General features: G+C 67.1%; 18 protein-coding genes and 1 tRNA gene. 11 read left to right on the top strand and 8 right to left on the bottom strand.

What is annotated here, in order from left to right; genetic code table 11:
- The first annotated feature begins 69 nt into the window (after positions 1-69).
- Together QUV35_RS12630 and QUV35_RS12625 are read left to right on the top strand one after the other, a co-directional pair.
- Positions 70-1,761: an AMP-binding protein gene (locus QUV35_RS12630; protein ID WP_300874438.1), complete on the top strand. Its 1,692-nt coding sequence runs from the start codon at positions 70-72 to the stop codon at positions 1,759-1,761.
- Positions 1,762-1,803: 42 nt separating this feature from the next.
- Entirely contained in the window at positions 1,804-2,781 is a 978-nt protein-coding gene (locus QUV35_RS12625) for an NAD-dependent epimerase (RefSeq protein WP_300874435.1), read from the top strand.
- Positions 2,782-2,855: 74 nt separating this feature from the next.
- On the opposite strand, the gene QUV35_RS12620 is transcribed toward QUV35_RS12625, so the two are convergent.
- The gene (locus QUV35_RS12620; protein WP_300874432.1) at positions 2,856-3,161 is read right to left on the bottom strand and encodes an H-NS histone family protein; all 306 of its coding nucleotides are present in this window, start codon (positions 3,159-3,161) and stop codon (positions 2,856-2,858) included.
- Positions 3,162-3,231: 70 nt separating this feature from the next.
- Positions 3,232-4,236: an RluA family pseudouridine synthase gene (locus QUV35_RS12615; RefSeq protein ID WP_300874429.1), complete on the bottom strand. Its 1,005-nt coding sequence runs from the start codon at positions 4,234-4,236 to the stop codon at positions 3,232-3,234.
- A gap of 615 nt (positions 4,237-4,851) precedes the next feature.
- Between QUV35_RS12615 and QUV35_RS12610 the strand changes: the two genes are divergently transcribed.
- Positions 4,852-8,040 (top strand): Rne/Rng family ribonuclease, encoded by a 3,189-nt coding sequence (locus QUV35_RS12610; protein ID WP_300874426.1) that lies wholly within the window; start codon positions 4,852-4,854, stop codon positions 8,038-8,040.
- Positions 8,041-8,134: 94 nt separating this feature from the next.
- Here the strand turns inward: QUV35_RS12610 and QUV35_RS12605 are convergent, their stop codons facing one another.
- The 4 genes from QUV35_RS12605 to hemC are packed head-to-tail and all read right to left on the bottom strand — an operon-like array spanning position 8,135 to position 12,432.
- Complete coding sequence (locus QUV35_RS12605; protein WP_300874547.1) at positions 8,135-9,421, bottom strand: heme biosynthesis HemY N-terminal domain-containing protein; 1,287 nt, start codon at positions 9,419-9,421, stop codon at positions 8,135-8,137.
- A gap of 23 nt (positions 9,422-9,444) precedes the next feature.
- Positions 9,445-10,614 (bottom strand): uroporphyrinogen-III C-methyltransferase, encoded by a 1,170-nt coding sequence (locus tag QUV35_RS12600; RefSeq protein WP_300874423.1) that lies wholly within the window; start codon positions 10,612-10,614, stop codon positions 9,445-9,447.
- Positions 10,611-11,474, bottom strand: coding sequence for a uroporphyrinogen-III synthase (locus QUV35_RS12595; RefSeq protein WP_300874421.1), 864 nt, complete (start codon positions 11,472-11,474; stop codon positions 10,611-10,613). The genes QUV35_RS12600 and QUV35_RS12595 overlap by 4 nt, the downstream gene beginning before the upstream one ends.
- Before the next feature lie 4 nt (positions 11,475-11,478).
- Entirely contained in the window at positions 11,479-12,432 is a 954-nt protein-coding gene (gene hemC, locus QUV35_RS12590; RefSeq protein WP_300874418.1) for a hydroxymethylbilane synthase, read from the bottom strand.
- Positions 12,433-12,584: 152 nt separating this feature from the next.
- Between hemC and ppc the strand changes: the two genes are divergently transcribed.
- The 7 genes from ppc to QUV35_RS12555 all read left to right on the top strand — a co-directional run bounded on the left by ppc (position 12,585) and on the right by QUV35_RS12555 (position 20,772).
- Positions 12,585-15,455 (top strand): phosphoenolpyruvate carboxylase, encoded by a 2,871-nt coding sequence (gene ppc, locus QUV35_RS12585; protein WP_300874415.1) that lies wholly within the window; start codon positions 12,585-12,587, stop codon positions 15,453-15,455.
- Positions 15,456-15,479: 24 nt separating this feature from the next.
- Complete coding sequence (locus QUV35_RS12580) at positions 15,480-16,334, top strand: 3',5'-nucleoside bisphosphate phosphatase (protein WP_300874412.1); 855 nt, start codon at positions 15,480-15,482, stop codon at positions 16,332-16,334.
- Positions 16,334-17,242, top strand: coding sequence for a DMT family transporter (locus QUV35_RS12575; RefSeq protein ID WP_300874409.1), 909 nt, complete (start codon positions 16,334-16,336; stop codon positions 17,240-17,242). The genes QUV35_RS12580 and QUV35_RS12575 overlap by 1 nt, the downstream gene beginning before the upstream one ends.
- Before the next feature lie 12 nt (positions 17,243-17,254).
- The gene (locus tag QUV35_RS12570; RefSeq protein WP_300874406.1) at positions 17,255-17,890 is read left to right on the top strand and encodes an L-threonylcarbamoyladenylate synthase; all 636 of its coding nucleotides are present in this window, start codon (positions 17,255-17,257) and stop codon (positions 17,888-17,890) included.
- A gap of 61 nt (positions 17,891-17,951) precedes the next feature.
- Positions 17,952-18,620 carry a site-2 protease family protein gene (locus QUV35_RS12565; protein ID WP_300874403.1) on the top strand — a complete coding sequence of 223 codons (669 nt, stop codon included), beginning with the start codon at positions 17,952-17,954 and terminating at the stop codon, positions 18,618-18,620.
- A gap of 18 nt (positions 18,621-18,638) precedes the next feature.
- Complete coding sequence (locus QUV35_RS12560) at positions 18,639-19,931, top strand: tryptophan--tRNA ligase (RefSeq protein ID WP_300874400.1); 1,293 nt, start codon at positions 18,639-18,641, stop codon at positions 19,929-19,931.
- A 247-nt stretch (positions 19,932-20,178) separates the two neighbouring features.
- On the top strand, positions 20,179-20,772 hold the full coding sequence (locus QUV35_RS12555) for a response regulator transcription factor (RefSeq protein WP_083239785.1): 594 nt from the start codon (positions 20,179-20,181) through the stop codon (positions 20,770-20,772).
- A gap of 25 nt (positions 20,773-20,797) precedes the next feature.
- On the opposite strand, the gene QUV35_RS12550 is transcribed toward QUV35_RS12555, so the two are convergent.
- Positions 20,798-22,228: a HAMP domain-containing sensor histidine kinase gene (locus tag QUV35_RS12550; protein ID WP_300874395.1), complete on the bottom strand. Its 1,431-nt coding sequence runs from the start codon at positions 22,226-22,228 to the stop codon at positions 20,798-20,800.
- 116 nt (positions 22,229-22,344) lie between these two features.
- Between QUV35_RS12550 and QUV35_RS12545 the strand changes: the two genes are divergently transcribed.
- Positions 22,345-22,432, top strand: a tRNA-Ser gene (locus QUV35_RS12545).
- 406 nt (positions 22,433-22,838) lie between these two features.
- On the opposite strand, the gene QUV35_RS12540 is transcribed toward QUV35_RS12545, so the two are convergent.
- Entirely contained in the window at positions 22,839-23,114 is a 276-nt protein-coding gene (locus QUV35_RS12540) for a hypothetical protein (RefSeq protein ID WP_300874392.1), read from the bottom strand.
- Positions 23,115-23,167: the final 53 nt, after the last annotated feature.

The raw sequence follows: 23,167 nt of genomic DNA, 5'->3' as shown, positions 1-23,167 counted from the left end.
AAACCCTCTAAACACAAGGCCGCAGCCTTGGTAGATTCCTGCGTCACACCCACAACGGAGACAAGAGTCATGTCCAAGATTGCGCCAGAACTGTTGGCCTTGCAGCGCCTGTACCACTGGGAAAAGACCGCCCCCGACCGCGTTGCCCTCACGCAGCCCATGGGCAACGGCGCCGTGCAGGATTTCACCTGGGCCCAAGTGGGTGACCAGGTTCGCCGCATGGCCGCCCACCTCCAGTCACACGGCTGGGAGCCGGGCTCCAAGGTGGCCATCCTCTCGAAAAACTGCGCCTGGTGGATGATGAGCGACCTCGCCATCTGGATGGCGGGCTATGTATCGGTGCCCTTGTACCCCACCCTGGCACCCGAGACCATCCGCCAGATCCTCTCGCACAGCGAGGCCAAAGCCCTTTTCGTGGGCAAGCTCGACGGCTGGGAAGGCATGAAGCCGGGCGTTCCTGCCGGCCTGCCCTGCATGAGCTACCCGCTCTCGCCGCCAGACGCGGTGAAGAACTTCGAGGGCTGGGACGCGGTCTGCAAGCGCAGCCAGCCCCTCAAGGGCGAGCCGGTGCGCGACGGCGACGAACTCGCCACCCTCATCTACACCTCGGGCACCACCGGCATGCCCAAAGGTGTGATGCACACCTTCGCCAACTTTGCCTGGGCGCTCGACGCCGGCCTCAAGCGCATTCCCATGACCGGCAGCGACCGCATGCTGTCCTACCTGCCACTGGCCCACGTGGTCGAACGCATGCTGGTCGAACACGGCTGGCTGCGCACGGGCATGCATGTGTTCTTCGCCGAATCGCTCGACACCTTCGCGGCCGACCTGCAGCGGGCGCGCCCCACCATCTTCTTCTCGGTCCCGCGCCTGTGGGTCAAGTTCCAGCAAGGCATCCACCACAAGATGCCGCCGGCCAAACTCAACCGACTGCTGGGCATTCCGATCCTCGGCGGCATCGTGCGCAAGAAGGTCATGAAGGCGCTGGGCCTGGACCAGTGCAAGTTCGCCGCCGGCGGCGCAGCGCCCATGCCCATCGCCCTGCTGCAGTGGTACAGCAAGCTGGGCCTGAACATCAACGAAGGCTACGGCATGACGGAGAACCTCGCGCTCTCCCACATCACCGAGCCAGGCAAGAACCAGCAAGGCACGGTGGGCCCGGCCTACGAAGGCGTCGAGCACCGCATCGACCCCGCCACCGGCGAGGTGCAGATGCGCAACTCCGCCATGATGCTGGGCTACTACAAGGAGCCCGAGAAGAGCGCGGAGAGCTTCACCGCCGACGGCTGGCTCAAGACCGGCGACAAGGGCTCGATCGACAAGCAGGGTCTGCTGCGCATCACCGGCCGGGTGAAGGACCTGTTCAAGACCGGCAAGGGCAAGTACGTGGCACCGGCCCCGATCGAGGACAAGCTGGTCATGCACGAAGCGGTGGAAGCCTGCGTGGTCACCGGCGCCAACCTCGGCCAACCCCTGGGCATCGTGATGATCAATGCCGAGGCGGTGGCCAAGGTGGCCGATGCGGCTGCGCGCAGTGAACTGGAAACCTCGCTCGCAGCGCACCTCAAGACCATCAACGCCACGCTCGATCCGCACGAGCAGCTGCAGTGTCTGGTGGTGGTCACCACCGCGTGGACCGTGGACAACGACGTGATCACACCCACCTTCAAGGTCAAGCGCAACCGCATTGAAGACCTGTACGCGCGGCACTACGAGGCCTGGGAAGCCTCGGGCAAGAAGGTGCTCTGGCAACAGGGCTGAGCGCCCGCCGGTCCCGCATGCCGCGCTGGTTAACATCGCGGCATGCACATCCTCCTCACCGGCGCCGCCGGCTTCATCGGCATGCACACCGCCCTGCGCCTGCTGGCGCGCGGCGACACGGTGCTCGGCATCGACAACCTCAACGACTACTACGACGTGGCGCTCAAGCGCGCCCGCCTGGCACCGCTGCTGCTGCACGCGGGCTTTCGCTTCGAGCAGATCGACATCGCAGACCGGGAAGGCATGGCGCGCCTGTTTGCCGCGCACCGCTTCGACGGCGTGGTGCATCTGGCGGCCCAGGCCGGGGTGCGTTACTCGATCTCCCACCCCAACGCCTACCTCGACAGCAACCTGACCGGCTTCGGCCACGTGCTCGAAGGCTGCCGCACGCAGCAGCCGGCCCACCTGGTGTATGCGTCCAGCTCCAGCGTCTATGGCGGCAACACCAAGATGCCGTTTGAAGAGACCGACCCGGTCGACCACCCGGTGAGCCTGTACGCAGCCACCAAGAAGGCCAACGAGCTGATGGCCCACACCTACAGCCACCTCTACGGCCTGCCCACCACCGGCCTGCGCTTCTTCACGGTCTACGGCCCCTGGGGCCGGCCCGACATGGCGTACTACTCGTTCACCCAGGCGGTGCTCGCCGGCCTGCCGATCAAGGTGTTCAACCACGGGCAGATGAAACGCGACTTCACCTACATCGACGACATCGTCGAGGGCGTGCTGCGCGTGCTGGACAAACCGGCCACGCCCGAACACACGGGGGCGGCGCCCTACCGCATCTTCAACATCGGCAACCACGACCCGGTGCCGCTGCTGGAATTCATCGGCTGCCTGGAAGCCGCGCTCGGTCGCACCGCCGAGAAGCAGTTTCTGCCCATGCAGGACGGCGACGTGCCCGCCACCTATGCCAGCACCACGGCCCTGCGCGACTGGGTGGGGTTTGCACCGTCCACGCCCCTGGCCGAGGGCATCAACCGCTTCGTCGCCTGGTACCGCCAGTACCACCAGCGCTGAAGCAGGCGCCTGGACAGCCGCCACCAACGAAAAAGCCCGCCGAAGCGGGCTTTTTCGCGGCGATGCGCCAGAGCTCAGATGCGGAAGTCTTCCACACTTTTGCCAGACGCCAGCACGGCGCGAACCCACTCCGGCTTGCGGCCCGGGCCACCAGCCCAGAGTTCGCCGTTGGGGCCGCGGTACTTGGGCGCGGAAACCGATTTGGATTTCGCCGGCTTCTTGCCGCTGGCCGCACCCCCGAGGTCGGCCACCGAAATACCGAACTGTTTCATCTTGGACTTGATGTCGGCAATCACGGATGACAGTTCGTCTTTGCGGGCCTGTTCGGCTTGTGCCATCAGGGTTTGGGCTTGCGCCATGAGTTCGGAATAGCTTGCCATTGATGAATCCTCTTGGAAGTTGATGCGAATTGGACAGACAGATTGCAATCGGTCGAACCAGACCCGCATTCTAATCGCGTTTTTCAACGGGTGTCGGCACCCAGCTGCGCAAATCTTCCGGGAGTTCGGCCAGGAACTCAATCGGGGCATTTGTTACCGGATGCTTCAATCGCAGGCGCCAGGCATGGAGAAACATTCTTTTCAATCCCCATCGTGCCAATTGCCGGTTGAGTTCGAAATCCCCATATTTGTCATCCCCTGCAATCGGATGGCCGGCGTGGGAGAGGTGCACCCGGATCTGGTGGGTGCGGCCGGTCTTGATGGTGACCTCGAGCAGGCTCAGGCCCTGGGGCAGGCTGTCCGACAGGCCCGCTGGTGCGGGAATGCGGGCAGCCACCTTCACGAGGCTGACCGAATGCATGGCGTTTTCATCGTCCCGGGTGGTCACCTTGACCCGGCGCTCACCGTCGCCGAGCAGGTATTTGTGCAATGGCTGATCCAGCACCTTGAGACGGGCCGGCCACGCCCCTTTGACAAGTGCCACATAGGTTTTCCCGGTTTCCCGCTCCCGGAATTGATCCTGCAATGCCTTCAACGCACTCTTCTTTTTGGCAATCAGCAGCAGCCCGCTGGTTTCACGATCCAGACGGTGAACCAATTCAAGCAGTTTCGCATCGGGACGGGCCTGCCGCATTTGCTCAATCACGCCAAAGCTCACGCCACTGCCACCGTGCACCGCCACACCCGCGGGTTTGTCAATGACCAGGAAGGCGTCGTCCTCGAAAATCACCGGGAATTGGCGCGCGGGCGCGGGATGGAGTTGCTTTTCCTCGGCCTGCTGCGAGAGGCGGATCGGTGGAATGCGCAGGACATCACCGGGCTGGACCCGGTCATCGGCCCCGACGCGGCCCTTGTTCCGGCGCACTTCACCCGAGCGGATGATGCGGTAGATGTGGGACTTGGGAACCCCCTTGAGCTCGCGGATGAGGAAGTTGTCGAGGCGCTGACCGGCCGACTCTTCGTCCACCGTGAGCTGCCGCACGGCTGCGCTGGGGGGGGGTGGGGACTGGGGCAAGGGAAAGCGAGGGGAAGGCGGAGGGAAATAGGGCACCGGGGTAGCGCTTGGCTGTCTATAATGCGTCACTCGCGTCACGTGCTCTAAGTGATTGATTTGCCTTGAGTTTAAGGCAAGCACTGACGGCGCAGACCTCCCGGCCCGACAAAGCGGGAGACCGACGCGAGATGGTTGCCACCCGCAGCACCCGGCACCCCCCGCCGCACCGACAGTCATTCCCTGTGGAATCCTGGTGTGGTCAAGGTGCGGTAGACGCCGCGGGCGAACCGGTGATGAAAACAGCGAACCCGATTACGGAATACCCCGATCGACCAGCTCTCCAACGTGAAGCTGGTCGAGGACAAAGTGAACACAGAGATAACCCGGCCAGATCCATGTCGTCGACAGCCATCCAGCCTTCCCTGCTCACCCAACTCCGCGCGCCTACGCCCTGACCTGGCAGTTCGACGCGGCACTCCGGTGCCCGCCTGTGTTGAACGCCTGCCCCGAACTGCGGGTCAACGGCTCTCCGGCAATTCCCTCCCCGTTCGCTTTTTCCGCTGGTTCACGGCGAGTTGACGCCTGTGGTCTTCCGACCCGGGCGTCCTTGTGTGTTTGAACGAAGGAAATCGCATCATGAAACGCATGCTGATCAATGCCACGCAGGCCGAAGAGCGCCGGCTGGCCATTGTGGACGGGCAAAAACTGCTCGACTACGAAATCGAGATCGAGGGGCGCGAACAGCGCAAGGGCAACATCTACAAGGCCGTCGTCACACGCGTGGAGCCTTCGCTGGAGGCCTGCTTCGTGGACTACGGCGAGGACCGCCACGGCTTCCTGCCGTTCAAGGAAATTTCGCGCCAGTACTTCGCTGCCGGCGTGCCGGTCAACCAGGCCCGCATCAACGACGTGATCCGTGAAGGCCAGGAACTGCTGGTCCAGGTCGAGAAGGAAGAGCGCGGCAACAAGGGCGCAGCCCTCACCACCTTCGTGAGCCTGGCCGGCCGCTATGTGGTGCTGATGCCGAACAACCCGCGCGGCGGTGGCGTGAGCCGCCGCATCGAAGGCGAAGACCGCCAGGAACTCAAGCAGGCGCTGGACCAGCTCGAGTACCCCAACGGCATGAGCATCATCGCTCGCACCGCCGGCATCGGCCGCGACGCGCCCGAGCTGCAGTGGGACCTGAATTACCTGCTCAAGCTGTGGAACGCCATCGATGGCGCAGCCCAGGGCGGCAAGGGCGCCTACCTGATCTACCAGGAATCGAGCCTGGTGATCCGTGCGATCCGCGACTACTTCAATGGCGACATCGGCGAGATCCTGATCGACACCGACGACATCTTCGAGCAGGCGCACCAGTTCATGAGCCACGTGATGCCCGAACACGGCCACCGCGTGAAACGTTACCGCGACGACGCGCCGCTGTTCTCGCGCTTCCAGATCGAGCACCAGATCGAAACCGCCTACAGCCGCACCGTGCAGCTGCCCAGCGGGGGAGCCATCGTGATCGACCAGACCGAAGCGCTGGTGGCGGTGGACGTGAACTCGGCCCGATCCATCAAGGGCGGCGACATCGAAGACACCGCCACCCGCACCAACCTGGAGGCCGCCGATGAAGTGGCCCGCCAGGCGCGCCTGCGCGACCTGGGCGGCCTGATCGTGATCGACTTCATCGACATGGACGAGTCGAAGAACCGCCGCGACGTGGAAAACCGCCTGCGCGACGCGCTGCGCCAGGATCGCGCCCGCGTGCAGTTCGGCGCCATCAGCAAGTTCGGCCTGCTCGAGATGAGCCGCCAGCGCCTCAAACCCGCGCTCAACGAAGGCTCGTCCATCCCCTGCCCGCGCTGCGGTGGCTCGGGCCACATCCGCGACACCGAGTCGTCGGCGCTGCAGATCCTGCGCATCATTCAGGAAGAGTCGCTCAAGGACAGCACGGCCGCCGTGCTGGTGCAGGTGCCGGTTGAAGTGGCCAGCTTCCTGCTCAACGAGAAGCGCACCGAGATCACCAAGATCGAACTCAAGCAGCGCATCAACGTGCTGCTGGTGCCCAACAAGTCGCTGGACACGCCCAACTACAAGCTCGAGCGCCTCAAGCACGACGACCCGCGTCTGGACAACCTCGACGCCAGCTACAAGCTGGCCGACGAGCCGGACGAGGCCACCGGCTTCACGCGCCGCAGCCAGGAACGCACCAACAAGCAGGAACCGGTGATCAAGGGCGTGCTGCCCGATGGTCCGGCTCCGGTGGCGGCTCCCCGCCCCGAGGTGGTCGCGGCACCGGTGGTGGCACCCGCTGCCGCCAAGCCGGTGGCAGCGCCCGTGGTGGCTGCCCCGGCCGCCGCTGCGCCGGCCGAAAAAGGCTTCTTCGGCTGGCTCAAGAGCGTGTTTGGTGGCACCGAGGCCCCGACCGAAGCCCCGAGGCCGGCGGTGGCCGCACCGGTTGCCAAGCCCGGCGCGCGTGAAGAACGCGCCGATGGCCGTGGTCCGCGCGAAGGCGGCCGTGAGGGTGGCCGCGAAGGGGGCCGTGAGGGACGCAGCCGCGGTGGACGTGGCGGCGCCGAAGGCCGTGGCCAGCGCGAAGGCGGACGCGAGGGCGGCCGCGGTGGCCGTGACGGCGGTCGCGAAGGGCGCCCGGTGGAAGGCCGCGAACCGCGTGCGGAAGGCCGTGTGGAAGGACGCCCTGAGGGACGCCCGGAAGGTCGGTCGGAAGGCCGTGGCGATGGTCGCCGGAGTGAAGGCCGTGGCGAACCACGCGGGGAAGCCCGCGGTGAAGGCCGCGCAGAGCCTCGCGGCGAAGGCCGTGGCGAAACGCGCGGTGACGGTCGCCGGAGCGATGGCCGCCGCGACAACCGCCGCGACGCCGCTGCGGTGGACGGCGCAGCGCCAGCCGAGCTGGTGAACGGTGCGCCAGCAGCCGCACCGGGAGATGCCGCCGAAGGGGGCGACAACCAGCGCCGTGGACGGGGCGGGCGTGGTGGCGAGAACCGCCGCCGCTCCGCCGAAGGCACCGACGCCCAGGCCCCGGCTGCCTCGCCGGATGCAGCGCCGATCGCAGCGCAAGCTGGCGAGAGCACCGATGCACCGCGCGAAGGCGAGATGGCCGACGGCGGCGATGGCGCCCCGCGCGCCCCGCGCGAGCGCCGCAGCCGAGACCGCTACGGCCGCGATCGCCGCGAACGTGGCCCTAGGGACGCCAATGGCGCGCCCGAAGAAGGCGAGCAGGCTTTGGCGGCAGAACTGCCGGCAAGCGAAGTGGCCTTTGCCGCTGCGGCCACGCTGGCGCCGGTGCAAGAGCCGGTCGAGGAAGACGCTCCCGCACGCAGCTACTTCAGCCTGCCGGTGGAAGCTGCACCGGCACCGGTACCTGCACCTGCACCGGCAGCGGTGGTGAACGAGGTCCCGGTCGCAGCGCCCGTCGCTGTGCCTGCCGTGGAACCTGTCGCGCCTGCGCCGGCCATGGCACCGGCCGCGATGGCGCCGGTGTCGGCCCCTGTGGCAGCCCCGGCTCCCCGTGCAGCGGCGCCCAGGCCCGTGGCACCGGCGGTGAGCGAGGCACCCGCAGCCCGCGGTCTGCCCAAGGTGGCCAGCTTCTCCCTGCCCCTGGACGAGATGCAGCAGGTCGCCCAGGCCAGCGGTCTGGAGTGGGTCAATTCCAACGCCGACAAGGTGGCCCAGGTGCAAGCCGCGATCGCGGCCGAACCCAAACCCGTGCACGTGCCGCGCGAGCCCAAACCACCGGTGGTGCTGGAAGACGGCCCGCTGGTGCTGGTCGAGACGCGCAAGGACCTGCGCGACATGCAGTTGCCCTTCGAGTCACGCTGACCAGCGACACCCCTCGGGCGCTCGCCGCCAGAGGGTGCACCGCCCAAAAGAAAAGCGCCTTCGGGCGCTTTTCTTTTGGGTGGCGGACAGCGCCTCAGTCGAGCAGGGCCGCCTCTTTCCAGGCCGCCTGCGCAGCCGCCTCGTCACCGCGCTCTTCGGCCAGCCGGGCCAGGGACCGCCAGGTTCTGCGCAGCAATGCTGCATCGCCCAGTCCATGGCTGGCCTGGGTGAGCAACTGGCTGGCCTTGCCCCAGAGCTGGCGCTGCATGCAGGCCTGTCCGGCCAGGTATTGCAGCAGGGCGTTGTTGGGCGAGAGCCGTTGCTGCTGCTCCAGCCGCGCGAGCCAGGCACTGTCGAGTTGCGGCAGGCCCGGCTCGAACGCCGTGACGAGCTGTCGCTGCTGGGCGGGCTCCAGGGCATCGAACTGGAGCCACAGCGGCTCCAGCCAGGAGCGCAGGCGCCCGGCCACCCGGCGCGCTTCGTCATCGTCGGCATCGCTGCGCTGGAACACCAGCTGGTTGCCCCGTCGGGCCGCGGCCAACGCCAGCTCGGGCATGGCGCGTTCGCTGGCGTCCAGCCCGGTCCAGACTCTCTCCAGCTGGGCCATGTCGTGGGCATCGCGCAAGGCATCGAGAACCAGTCCCCGCACGATGCTGCGTGCCGTGTCGGGCGAAAACGCCTTGTGCTTGGCGAGCAGGCGGGCGGTGTCCAGCGCCTCGGCCGTGGCACCACCCAGGCGCGCCACCCGCAGCCTGAGGCGCAGCGCCTGGATGCGGCGGCCGGCCCCCTGGGGCAGCTCGGCCAGGCGGCTGCGGGCGGCTTCCACGTCCCGGTCCTCGACCGCCCAGCGAACCGCTCGCAACAAGGCGCCTTCGTGTGCGTCCGGTGCCCCCCTGGCCAGCGCCGGATCGAGTGCCGCCTGCAGGTTCAGGTCGCGCCGTTCGCGGTTCTGCAGCGACTGGGCGCTTTCGGCCACCAGCAGGTGGGCGAGCACCTGCAGCTGGTCGCGGCGCGGCCACTGGCCCGGTGCCACCGACTTGAGCTGGTCGAGCGCCTGCTGCGCAGCCGACTGTGCGCGCACGAAGCGCCCGGCGAGCTGGTGCGACAACGCGTCCATCACCGAGCCGACCACCGAACGCTCGACCTGCTGGCTGCGCCAGCGCTGCGCACGCATGGGCAGGTCGCGGATCAAGGCCACCGCCTGCAGCGCGGCGTGCAGCAGCAGGAAGCCGGCGATCAGGCAGAACAGGACCAGGTTGAACGAGACATCGAAGCGGTACGGTGGCCAGAACAGCGTGACCGTGCTTTCGTTGTGACCCACCAGCAGCGCCAGCGCCACCGCCACGGCTGCCAGCCCCAGCAGCCAGAACACGCTGCGCATCGCACCCCGCTGACGGCTGCGCATCAACGGCCTCCCGCGGCCGCGGCCAAGGCAGCCAGGGTTTCGTCGGGGCGGGGCACGTCGGTATCGACCAGATCGCGCCGCAGGCGCCCCACCAGGGCCTGCGCGCGGGCGACCGGCGCGGCGCTGGTGTCGAAGTAGCGGGCGATGGCAACTTCCACCGCGAGCAGATCGGCCTGGCTGGTGCTCAACTGGCGGGCAAGCAGGCCCAGGCGGGCATTGAGCAGTTTCAGCTTGAGGTTCTCGCGCAGGAAAAACGCCTGCTCGGGCGCGAGCAAGGCCGCCTCCGGACGGTCGATGCGACTCACCCGCACGAGCTCGCGCCCACTGCGCGTGATGTCGTTCCAGCTGCGCGTCCACACATCCCCCAGCCAGCCCGAGACGCGGGCCCAGCCGTCGCTCAGGCCGGTGTCCCCGGACGCTGCAGCGGTGCTGCCCTCCAGCGCCGGCTCCGGATGGGCCGCATCAGGCCTCCGGGACGGGGCGTCGGCAGGCGCCGCCTTGCCCAGCCCGACCTGGTTGAGCACAGGCCACTCATCGACCTGTCGAGCCAGTTCGTCCAGCCGCAGGACCAGCGCGGGAATGTCGGCCAGGGCCGCGGCCTGGATGCGGTCGATGTCTCGCGCGATGGCCCGCTGCACCGGGTTGAGGCGGGGCTGCGCTGCCCGCGCGATGCGTTGGTCGGCCGCGCGCAGCGCAGCCACCATGGGCTGGGTGCTGCCGGTGAGCTGGGCCTGCTGCTGCGCCAGCTTCACGGCCGATTCCAGGTCCTGCACCAGGTTGTCGTCGCGCGAACGCGAAAGCGCCAGCATCAGCTCTTCAAGCTGGCTGCGCTGCAGGCTGACCTCGGACAGCCGCACTTCGGCCACCGTCAGGCGCCCCTGCAGCTCCTGGGTCAGCGCCTCGGCCTGCGCGGCGAGCGTGCGCGCCTCCACGGCCTGTGCACCGCTCTCCTGGGCGCGCCGGGCCAGCTCCTGTTGCGCCAGGCCGAGTTTCTGCCAGAGCATGCCGGTGAAAACGAGGGCGATGGCGGCCAGCAGCAGGGCCATCCAGACCAGGCCCTGGCCGGGTCGAGCAGCAGCGGGCGCCGCCGGCGGTGGCGCGGCGGGGCCGGCCACCGGGGCGGACGCCGCGGGCTGGTCGGGAGGGTTCTGGGAGGGCAAGGTGCTCATGGTGCGGACCGTTCCGATTCTAGGGCGCGCAACACGTCGGGCAGGCTCGGCCGCGATTCGATCACCCGGCCAAAGCCGAGGGCGCGCGCCGCCTGGGCGATGCGCGGGTGGGTGGCCAGCGCCGTGACCGAGCCCCAGTCGGCATCGGGTTGCAACAGCTGCAGCGCGGCCAGGGCCTCGGAGCTGCTGAACAGCCAGAGGCTGCCGGCCTTCGTTGCGTCCATGATGCGTTGCCGACCGCCTTCGTCCAGTGCCGGCGCACGCCGTTCATAGGCCACGCAGCCGTCGACGCGCGCGCCCGCGGCCTCGCACTGCCGAATCAGCCAGTCGCGACCGTGGCCAGCCACCGTGCCGGCTGCAGGCGGTGCGTCGACCGAACTGCCGCGCACGATCAGCAGGCGAAAGCCGGGCCGCAGCTGCGGTGCGATCACCGGCCAGAGGTGCTCCGAATCGAACTGGGCAGCGTCCTCGGCGGGAGCGTCGATCTGCTCCCCGGAAACGCCCAGGACCGACAGCGCCTGCGCGAGCTGGCGCGCGGTGCCCGGTCCGGGTGCCCAGAAGCGCGTGTGCACCGGCAGCACCGGCGCTGCCAGCGCACCGGCCACAAAAAAATGGCTCACGGCCGCGCCGCTGACGAACATCAGCGCATCGACCTGCTGCCAGGCGGCGCGCCAGCCTTGCAAGGCGGCCCGGGCCTCGGCCGAGGCGGGCTCGCCGATGTCGATCAAGGGCAGGGCATGCGCCGGCCAGCCATGGGCGTGCAAGGCCTGCACCCAGTGCGCCGCCTCTGCCGCCGGCCGGGTGACGATCAGCCGCGCCACACGGCCGGACGCAGGCCGCCGGGCGGTGCTGTCACCCAAGGAATCAGGCCTCCACCGGCGGCGGCACGGCGCCGGCCGCGCGCAGGTCGGCGGCCACGCGCTGGCCGAGCGCTTCGGCCTCGGCCAGGGTCTGCACCCGCGCCTGGGCGTGCACCCGCACCACGGCCTGCTGCCCGCTGGGGTCGCCCCAGGCCGCGTCGAGTTTCAGCGAGCCATCGGCCTGCCAGTCGGCGTAAGCCGCCAGCGGCATGGAGCAACTGCCTCCCATGGCGCGCGAGACGGTGCGCTCGGCGGCGACACGCTGCCAGCTGGCCGGGTGGGCGAGCGGAGCCAGCGCATCGATCAGGTCCTGGCGATCGGAGCGGACCTCGATGCCCAGGGCGCCCTGGCCCGCGGCGGGCAACGAATCGGCCGGCTCGAAGACGTGGCGGATGCGCTCGCCCAGGCCCAGGCGCTTGAGGCCGGCTGCGGCCAGCACGATGGCGTGGTACTGGCCCTCGTCAAGCTTGCGCAGGCGGGTGTCGAGATTGCCGCGCAAGGGCTCGATGCGCACGTCGCTGCGACCCAGGCGGTCAAGCGATTCACGCAACAGCACCAGGCGACGCAAACTGGAGGTGCCGACCACCGCGTCGGCGGGGAGGTCGGCCAGCGATGCACAGCCCGCAGACACCCAGGCGTCGCGTGGGTCTTCACGCTCCATCACACAGGCCAGTGCGAACCCGTCGGGCAGCAGCATCGGCACGTCCTTGAGCGAATGCACCGCCATGTCGGCGCGGCCGTCTTCCAGCGCGACCTCGAGCTCCTTGACGAACAGCCCCTTGCCACCCACCTTGGACAGGCTGCGGTCCAGGATCTGGTCGCCCAGCGTGGTCATGCCCAGCAGCGTCACGCGGTGCCCCATGCCTTCGAGCAGGGACTTGACGTGTTCGGCCTGCCACAGCGCCAGGCGGCTTTCGCGGGTGGCGATGGTGATGGCCAGTGAGGTGGATTGGGACATGGAGGAAGGAAAAAACAGGAGGCGACGCAAGCCGCAAAGTTGGTACCCGGTTGGTAACCGGGCAGGGTGTTTTTGAATGCTAGCATGGCCTTCCCACCGGGTTTTCCCCAGATCACCCGGCCCTGTCGGCAGGCCCCTCGTCCCCTTCCACCATGAGCCGAACCAACGTCCGCACCACCCCCCGCCCTGCCGTCCGCTCCACCAGCCGCGTCGACAAGGACCAGCCCCTGATCGACGACATCCGCCTGCTGGGCCGGATTCTGGGTGACGTGATCCGCGAACAGGAAGGGCAGGCGGCTTTCGATCTGATCGAGCAGATCCGACAGCTGTCGGTGGCGTTTCGCCGCCACGACGACCAGTCGGCCGACAAGGCCCTCAAGAAGCTGCTCAAGGGTCTCAGTGGCGACCTGACGGTGAGCGTGATCCGCGCCTTCACGTATTTCAGCCATCTCGCCAACCTGGCCGAGGACCGCCACCACATCCGTCGGCGCGCGGTGCACGAACGCGCCGGCGACCTGCAGGAGGGCAGCCTGGCGCGCACGCTGCAGCGCTTGCACAAGGCGGGCATCGCCCCGGCGAAGGTCATTCACACACTGGCGCACAGCCACATCTCGCCCGTGCTCACGGCCCACCCGACCGAGGTGCAGCGCAAGAGCATCCTGGATGCCGAGCGCGCCATCGCGCGCCTGCTGGGCGAGCGCGACGAGCAGGAACGCCTGCCGCGCGAACGCGAGGACATCGACGCGCAGATCCGCGCCCGCGTCACCCAGCTCTGGCAGACCCGCCTGCTGCGCTTCACCAAGCTCACGGTGGCCGATGAAATCGAAAACGCGCTGAGCTACTACGAGTCCACCTTCCTCACCCAGATCCCGCGCCTGTACCGCGAACTCGAGGAAGGTCTCGGCGAAGACGGGGAGAACGCCCTGATCGCCCCGTTCCTGCGCATGGGCCAGTGGATCGGCGGCGACCGCGATGGCAACCCCAACGTGACCGCGCCCACGCTCGAACTCGCCCTGCACAGCCAGGCCGACATGGTCCTGCGCCACCACCTCACCCAGCTCCACCACCTGGGCGCCGAGCTGTCCGTCTCGGCCATGCTCACCCGCGTGAGCCCGGCCATGCAGGCGCTGGCCGAGCGCTCCCCCGACACCAACGCCCACCGCCTGGACGAGCCCTACCGACGAGCACTCACCGGCATGTACGCGCGCCTGGCCGCCACGCTCAAGGCGCTCACCGGTGGCGAGGCCGCGCGCCACGCGATCGCGCCCCAGGATGCCTACCCCGGCGCCGCCGAATTGCTCGCCGACCTGCGCACCATCGAGGCCTCGCTCAAGGCGCACCACGGCGCCGCCCTGGCGCGCGCGCGACTGCGGCCACTGATGCGTGCGGTGCAGGTGTTCGGCTTTCACCTGGCCACGGTCGATCTGCGGCAAAGCTCCGACAAACACGAAGAGGTGGTGGCCGAACTGCTGGCCACGGCGCGCATCGAGCCGGACTATTCGGCGCTGGACGAGACGGGCAAGCGGGCCGTGCTCATGGGCCAGCTCAACGACGCGCGCCCGCTGCGTGTGCCGGGCGCCAGCTACTCGGCCCACACCCTGGGCGAACTGGCCATCTTCGACACCGCGCGCAGCGGACGAGAACGCTTTGGCTCCCAGGCGATTCGCCACGCGATCATCAGCCACACCGAAACCGTGAGCGACCTGCTGGAGGTGCTGCTGCTGCAGAAAGAAGCCGGCCTGTTGCGCGGCACCCTCGATGACCATGCGGTGTGCGACCTGATCGTCGTCCCGCTGTTCGAAACCATCGAAGACCTGCGCAACGCCGCGCCCATCATGCGCGACTACCTCGCCCTGCCCGGCGTGCGCGCCATGATCGAGCGCGGCGCTGCCGACGGCTACTGCGAGCAGGACATCATGCTCGGCTACTCCGACAGCAACAAGGACGGCGGCATCTTCACCAGCAACTGGGAGCTGTACCGCGCGGAGATCGCACTGGTCGAGTTGTTCGACGCGATCAACGGGCAGGAAGGAAGATTCGCAGCGGGGGAGCGTGGGGGCGGCATCCAGCTGCGCATGTTTCACGGTCGGGGCGGTACTGTCGGACGCGGTGGCGGCCCGAGTTTTCAGGCCATCCTGGCGCAGCCCCCGGGCACGGTGCGCGGCCAGATCCGCCTGACCGAACAGGGCGAGGTGATCGGCTCCAAATACGCCAACCCCGAGATCGGCCGGCGCAACCTCGAGACCCTGGTGGCCGCCACGCTGGAAGCCACGCTGCTGCAGTCCACGCGCAACGCGCCCAAGGCTTTCCTGGCGGCCGCCGACGAACTCTCGCGCCAGAGCATGGCGGCCTACCGCGCGCTGGTCTACGACACCCCACGCTTCGCCGAGTACTTTTTTGCCGCCACCCCGATCCGCGAGATCGCCGAGCTCAACATCGGTTCTCGCCCCGCCTCGCGCAAGGCCACACAGAAGATCGAGGACCTGCGCGCCATTCCCTGGGGCTTCAGCTGGGGCCAGTGCCGCCTGACGCTGCCGGGCTGGTACGGCTTTGGTTCGGCGGTGCACGCTTTTCTGCACAGCGAAGGCCCCAAGGGCGTGGCCGCGAAGAAGGCCTTGTTGCAGAAAATGGTCGGCCAGTGGCCGTTTTTCAGCACCCTGCTCTCCAACATGGACATGGTACTGGCCAAGAGCGATCTGGCCCTGGCCTCGCTGTATGCCGAACTCGTGACCGACAAACGCCTGCGCAAGCAGGTGTTCACGGCGATCGAGGCCGAATGGCACCGCACCGCCGATGCGCTGGCACTCATCACCGGCGAGAAGCAGCGCCTGGTGAACAACGCCGCCCTGCAGCGGTCCATGCGCCACCGCTTTCCCTACATCGATCCGCTGCACCACCTGCAGGTGGAACTGGTGCGGCGTTACCGGGCGAGCGAGGCACGCACACCCACCGACGACAAGCTTCGCCGGGGCATCCACATTTCCATCAACGGGATCGCGGCAGGCCTGCGCAACACAGGGTGAACCGGTAAAACCTAGAATTGCCGAGTGAACACATTGACCAACGCCGACCTGCATTGCCACTCCGTCGTCTCCGACGGCACCCTCACGCCCGAAGCGCTGGCGCAACGCGCCCGCGACAACGGCGTGGAGCTTTGGGCCCTGACCGACCACGACGAACTCGGTGGACAGGGCCGCGCCATGGCGGCGGCGCAGGCGGCGGGCATGCGCTACCTCACCGGCGTCGAGATCTCGGTGACCTTCCTGGGCATCACGGTGCACATCGTCGGCCTGGGCGTGGACCACACGCAGCCCGCGCTGCTGGCCGGCCTGCAAGCCACACGCAACGGACGCGAACAGCGTGCCCGCGACATGAGCGACGACCTCGCCCGCGTGGGCATCAAGGGGGTGTACGAAGGTGCGCTGAAGTACGTGGGCAACCCCGAACTGATCTCGCGCTCGCACTTTGCGCGCTACCTGGTGGAAATCGGCGTGAGCAAGGACACCAACGATGTCTTTCGCAAGTACATCACCGAGGGCAAGCCCGGCTTCGTGCCCCACCGCTGGGCCAGGCTGGCAGACGCCGTGCGCTGGATCACCGAGGCCGGCGGCGTGGCCGTGATCGCCCACCCGGGGCGCTACAAGCTCACACCCAATGAGGAATTCGCCCTCTTTACCGAGTTCAAGGCCCACGGCGGCCAGGCGGTGGAGGTGATGACCGGTGCGCACAACGCGTCGGACTATGTGAAATACGCGGGCTACTGCCAGGAATTCGGCCTGGCCGCTTCCCGCGGCAGCGACTTCCACAGCCCCGAAGAGAGCCACACCGACCTGGGCAAGCTGCCCGATCTGCCCGGCAGCGTCACGCCGGTGTGGGACCTGCTCCAGGCGCGCATCCACTGATGTCCGAACTGGCACGGCGCACCCCGGCGCACGCCCTGCTGGGCATTGCTTTCCTGATCGCGGCCACGGCCTGCTTCGCGGTGCTCGACACCACCGTCAAGTACGTCGGTGCCTTCGTGTCCGTGCTGGTGGCGGTGTGGTTCCGCTATGTGTTTCATGCGGTGGCGGTCTCGGCCATCATGCTGCCGGTGCGCGGCCGCCAGCTCTGGCAGACCGCGCACCCGCGCTACCAGGTGCTGCGCGGTTGCCTGCTGCTCATGGTGAGCGTGCTGTCGTTTGTCAGCGTGCAGTTCATGCCGGTGGGCGAATTCACCGCGATCATCATGATCTCGCCGCTGGCGGTCACCCTGCTGGCTGCCCTGTTCCTGAAGGAGCAGGTGTCGGTGCTGCGATGGGCACTGGTGGTGGGTGGATTCGCCGGTGCGCTGCTGGTGGTGCAGCCCGGCGGCGATGTGATCGGCTGGGCCAGCCTGCTGCCGCTGGTGATGGTGTTCACCTACGCGTGGTTCCAGATCCTCACCAGCAAGATGGCTCGCACCGAAGACCCGATGACGATGCATTTCTTCACGGGCTGGGTCGGCGCGCTGGTGGCCAGCCTGGCGCTTCCGTTCGTTTGGCAGGCCATGCCCGATGCGCGCACCTTTGCGCTGCTGTGCCTCATCGGCCTCATGGGCACGGTGGGCCACTTCCTGCTGATCCTGGCGTTTGCGCGTGCGCCGGCCTCCACCCTGACGCCCTACCTGTACACCCAGATCGGCTTCGCCATGCTGTGTGGCTGGGTCGTGTTCGGACACACGCCGGGTCCGCTGGAGCTCGCCGGCATCGGCATGATCGTGCTCTGCGGCGCCACCGCCAGCTGGTTCACCGCGCGAGACCGGCGCCTGCCGGTCGAACAGCCCGAGGCCTGAACCCCGCACGCCATGTCACAGCTCTTTGAAGTTCACCCCGACAACCCCCAGCCACGGCTGCTCAAGCAGGCCGTGCAGCTGCTCGAGCGCGGCGGCGTGCTGGCGGTCCCCACCGATTCCAGTTACGCACTGGTCTGCCACCTCGACGACAAGACCGCCGCCGACCGGCTGCGCCGCATCCGCCAGGTGGACGACAAGCACCACCTCACCCTGATCTGCCGCGACCTGAGCGAGCTCGCAAGCTACGCGCGGGTCGACAACCGCCAGTACCGCCTGCTCAAGCTCGCCACGCCCGGGCCCTACACCTTCATCCTGGAGGCCAGCAAGGAAGTGCCGCGGCGCCTGAGCCACCCCTCGCGCAAGACCATCGGCCTGCGGGTGCCCGAGCACAAGGCCCTGCTGGAGCTGCTGGGCCTGCACGGTGCCCCGCTGCTGTCGACCACCCTGATCCTGCCCGGCCAGAGCGACCCGCTCAACGACGCGCAAGAGATCCGCGAGCGCCTGCAGCACGAGCTCGCCGGCGTGATCGATGCGGGAGCCTGCGCGCTGGAGCCCACGACCGTGATCGACCTCACCCCGATGGGCCAGGGCGGCGAGCCCGAGGTGATCCGCGCCGGCCAGGGCGCGCTGGCCCCACTCGGACTCTGAGTCCGGCCGCCGGGGCTTCGCTGCAGTCTGGGACAATACGCGTTTGCCTCCAGGCACCCCCATGGATTTCGCCCAGATCGTTCAAACCGTTGCCCTCTACGCCATCCCGGTGTTGTTCGCCATCACGCTGCACGAAGCGGCGCATGGCTATGCAGCCAGACACTTTGGCGACCGCACGGCCGAGCTGATGGGGCGCATCACGCTCAACCCGGTCAAGCACATCGACCCGGTCGGCACGATCGCGATGCCGCTGATTCTGTATTTCGCCACGGCCGGCGCCTTTCTGTTCGGCTACGCCAAACCGGTGCCGGTCAATTTCGGACGGCTGCGCAACCCCAAGCGCGACATGGTGTGGGTGGCCCTGGCAGGGCCGGGCGCCAACCTGTTTCAGGCGATCGCCTGGACCGTGCTGCTCTACGTGCTTGCCGCCCTGAACGTGCAGGAACCGTTTTTCCTGCAGATGTGCCGCGCCGGTGTGCTGGTGAACCTGGTCATGTTCGCTTTCAATCTTTTTCCCCTGCCCCCGCTGGACGGCGGACGCATCCTGGTGGGACTGCTGCCTCTGCGCCAGGCCGAACTGGTCTCGCGCGTGGAGCCCTGGGGCTTCTTCATCGTGATGGCGCTCGTCATCAGCGGCGTGGTGGGCAACCTCTGGCTGCGACCCCTGATGATGCTCACCGAGAGCGCCATCGTGGTGCTGCTCACCCCCCTTCGCATGCTGATCCTGTAAATCGAAGCCGCTCCATCCATGAAAACCCAACGCGTTCTCACCGGCATCACCACCTCGGGCACTCCCCACCTGGGCAACTATGTGGGCGCTGTGCGCCCGACCGTGCGGGCCAGCCGTCTGGCCGAGGTCGAGAGCTTTTATTTCCTGGCCGACTACCACGCCCTGATCAAGGTGGGAGAGCCCGCACGCGTGCAACGCTCCACGCTGGAAATCGCCGCCACCTGGCTGGCTTGCGGGCTCGACCCCGAGAAGGTCACGTTCTACCGCCAGTCCGACATTCCCGAGATTCCCGAACTGACCTGGCTGCTCACCTGTGTCACCGGCAAAGGGGCGCTCAACCGCGCACACGCCTACAAGGCCTGGGTCGACAAGAACACGGCGGCCGGCGAAGACCCGGACGCCGGCGTGTCGGCAGGCCTGTTCATGTACCCGGTCCTGATGGCGGCCGACATCCTGATGTTCAACGCCCACCAGGTGCCGGTGGGTCGAGACCAGATCCAGCACATCGAGATGGCGCGCGACATCGCGGCCAGCTTCAACCACCTTTACGGCGAACACTTCACGCTGCCCGAAGCGGCGATCGAAGACCACGTGGCCACATTGCCCGGGCTGGACGGCCGCAAGATGAGCAAAAGCTACGACAACACGATTCCGTTGTTCGCGCCGCGTGAGCAGCTGAAGAAACTCATCATGGGCATCGTGACCGACTCGCGCGCACCGGGCGAGCCCAAGTCCACCGACGGCTCCGCCCTGTTCCAGCTGTACCAGGCCTTTGCTTCGGCTTCGGAAACCACGGCGCTTGCACAGGCCTATGCCGACGGCATCGCCTGGGGCGACGCCAAACAGCTTCTGTTCGAGCGCATCGACCATGAGATCGCGCCCATGCGCGCGGTGTACGACGAGCTCATCCACGAGCCCGTGCGCATTGAAAAAACCCTGAAGGCCGGCGCCGAGAAGGCCCGGGCGATCGCCACGCCCTTCACCGCACGACTGCGGCACGCCGTGGGCTTGCGCCCACTGCAGGCGGTCGCGGCACCTGCGGCCAGCAAAGCCGGCAAGGCCAGCGCCCCCGCCTTCAAGCAATACCGCGAGGCGGACGGCTTGTTCTATTTCAAACTCCTGGACGCCCAGGGCTCCGTGCTGCTGCAAAGCACGGGCTTCACAGCGCCACGCGACGCCGCACAGGCCATGGCCCGATTGCAGCGCGAAGGCAGCACTGCGCTCACCTCACTCACGAACCAGATTGCGACCCGAGGCGAGTCCCATGCACTGGACGCCGCACTGCGTTTTTTCAGCGAACCGGGCACCTGAACGCCTCGCGCATGGACAAGGCGACGATGACCTGAGGAGGCGGGGCCGCAACCGCCGTGGCCCGCACAACCACCAGCGACCCATCGGCGTACCATATGGGGTATGGGGATCGGGCGCACTCGCCGACCGACATACCGTGCAGCAAGTCCCAACCCGGTCCCGTTTGCGCCCTGAGCAACTATCGCCAAAGCAACAACTTGTCGATATGCTCTTTGGTTGAAACCATCTATTACCAGCACAGCCCGTTATGAGTATTTTTGTTATTGACGACCATCCGCTGATGCGTGAGGCCGTCGTCATGTTGCTTCGCCGCTTGCGTGCCTCCACCCAGGTGATCGAGCTCGAACGACTGGCTTCGGTAAGCAAGGCAATCGCCGAACATGGTGAGCCCGAACTGGTCTGTCTCGATCTGAAATTGCCCGACACCAACGGTGTGTCCGGGGTGCGCGAAGTCCGTCAGATGCTGCCCGACACGTCCCTGATCGTGCTGTCGGCGTCGCCCTCTTCCGACTACGAAGACCTGGCGCGTGAAGCCGGTGCCGATGCCTACGTGGAGAAGTCGGCCGGTGCCGCGCAGATCGCCAAGGTTCTGCGAGAGTTTCTGGCCGAAGAGGTGGAAGACGAAAACGCGCCCACCATTCCCGACAAACTCTCCAAGCGCCAGAAACAGCTGCTGGTCATGCTGGACCGGGGTCTGAGCAACCGCGACATCGCCGAACAACTCCAGATCAGCGAGCACACCGTCAAGGTGCACCTGTGGCGCCTGTTCCGCCGCCTCAACGTGAAGAGCCGCTCGCAGGCCAGCCATCTGGCCCGCACCGCAGGCCTGCTCGACCTCTGAGTCCCACCCGCGCAGCGGACCGTGATCAGGTCTCGCTGCGCACCACCGTGGGCTCGGGCAGCCCGGTGGCTTCCTGCTGTGTGAAGGCCGGCAACATCACCCGGAACACGCTGCCGCGATTCGCCTCCGAACTCAGTGCCAGCTGATAACCCATCAGCGAGGCCAGCTTGGACACGATGGTCAGGCCCAGGCCCAGGCTGTCCTCGGTGCCCTGGTGTTGCGACACCCGGAAGAACTCCTGAAAAATGGCCTGCTGGTGCTCCCGCGCGATGCCCACGCCGGTGTCCCAGACCTCGAAAACCAGCATGTCGGCCCGATGGCGCAAGGCCAGCAACACGCCGCCCTGGTGGGTGTGCCGCAGCGCATTCGACACCAGGTTGCCCAGGATGCGGCGCAGCACCACCGGGTCTGACCACAGCGTGGTGGGGCGCGTGTGCGAACGCAGGCGCAGCGATTTGCCCACCGCCACCGGCTCGAACTGCAGCGACAGATCGGCAAACAGTTTCTCCACATCCACATGCTGCAGGCGAACCTTGTAGTTGCCGGCGTCGATGCGTGTCAGGTCGAACAGCGAGTCGAACAATTCATTGATGGCGCGTGTGGACTGCAGGATGCGCGGAGCGATGTCGCGCGCCATCTCGGGCTCGGTGGCCAGCCAGTCGGCGTACAGGCTCAGGGCGTGCACCGGCTGGCGCAGATCGTGCGCCGCCGACGCCAGGAACCGGTTCTTGGTGGCCACCGCCCGCAACGAGGCCCGCGTCTGCAGGGTGAGCGAGTCGATCAGTTCCTGGTTGGAGAACTGCAACTCGAAGCTCGCCCGGTGCACCTCGTGCATGCGCGTTCCCGTCATGAACAGCAAACCCCAGAACGCCAGCAGCAACACCATGAGGACCAGCCCGGTCTGCCACATGCCGGAGGGTTGGGGCAACAGCACGGTGACGAGCACCAGACTCGCCAGCACCGACACCATCAGCGCGTTGGCATAGGCCCGGTAGACCGGCAAATAGGCGCTGAAGGCGGTGAGCGTGAGCAAGCCCTGGCCCAGCACCACCAGCGCACACACGAACTGCGTGGCCATCGGCGCCTGCTGGTAACTCAGCAACACGGGCCCGCCCCACAACAGCGCCATGGCAACCCAGGTCCAGTGGTAGCGGTTGATGAAGGTGATGCGCTGAGGCCCTTCCAGGCTGTCGTGGCGCAGCCGGTAGATGCCGATCAGGCGGTACCGGTAGGCCAGCAGTGCCAGCATCAGCAGGGACCAGACCACCAGTCCCGCCGTGTTGACCTGGCCCGCCATCATGAAGACCAGAATGGGCAACGACACCAGCGCGGCCAGCAAAGAAGCGCCCATGTTGTCCATCAGGACGCCGATGAGCTGGGAGTTCACCCAGTGGTCACGCACCTCCGGCGAAGCCGGCATGTGCTGGTAGGTCGCGGGTTGGGTGTCGACGAGCATGGGCGGTGGGGGTCTGCGGTGGCCGGATTGTCTCACCGGCCCCGCACGCCCGGTGTGTCGAATGAGGTGCTCCAGGTGCCTGCTATACTCGCCGGTTCGCGCTGAAGACCAACACCGGAGAGGTGGCAGAGTGGTCGAATGTACCTGACTCGAAATCAGGCGTACCGCAAGGTACCGTGGGTTCGAATCCCACCCTCTCCGCCAATGTGCACAAGGGCTTGCCACTATCAATTTAGTAGCAGGCTCTTTTTGTTTTTGTGCCCGTGTAGCCACTGTGTAGCCAGCAGTACAGGGTTTCAGATGCGTCTTGCCGGTCGTTCTCCAGCAGTGTCGTGTACCCGGTTGTGCCCTGGGCATATTGACGAAGGCACCATGGCTGACTCCCTCTCTATGGGCTTCCCCCACTTGACCGGACGGTTTTCGTAGCCTGAGAAGCCTTGCTTGCCGTCAGAGGTTTCTCTGCCTTTTCGGCTGCCATTCACCCTAGCCAGCCTTGCGTACCCGCAATGCGTACCTTCCCCCGCCACAGGGCGTCCACTAGGGTCAAGTTTCACGCTAACCCACCCGCTAACTCGATGGCTTACAGGCTCACCCTGAATGTCTACAAAAGTCAGCAGGGGCCGCGTCTTGGCGCTTTCGTCTTGGCCTCACGCTCGATCTCGTGGATGCGGGCCCACTGCTCCAGCGCGCTCTGGGCGACCTGGCTTTGGTTGGCCGAGTGCTGGCATCGAACGACGCTGGCAGCCTGAACTCTTCCTCGGGCGGCAGCTGAGGACCCATTGCTGTCCATCAACCTGCGAAAGTGAACGACGGTCGAGCAGCGATTGCTGACTTTGGGGATGGGAAGCTGGGCCAGCAGTTCTTGCAGCATTTTGGTCATCCACATCTAGTGTCCTGTCCCGTAAATAACTGGCATTAGTCTTGCATGCCAGTGCGGTA

Origin of the sequence: Hydrogenophaga sp. (assembly GCF_030373225.1) — a bacterium.
Lineage (GTDB): Bacteria > Pseudomonadota > Gammaproteobacteria > Burkholderiales > Burkholderiaceae_C > Hydrogenophaga.
This window is presented reverse-complemented; position numbering and strand designations above follow the sequence as displayed.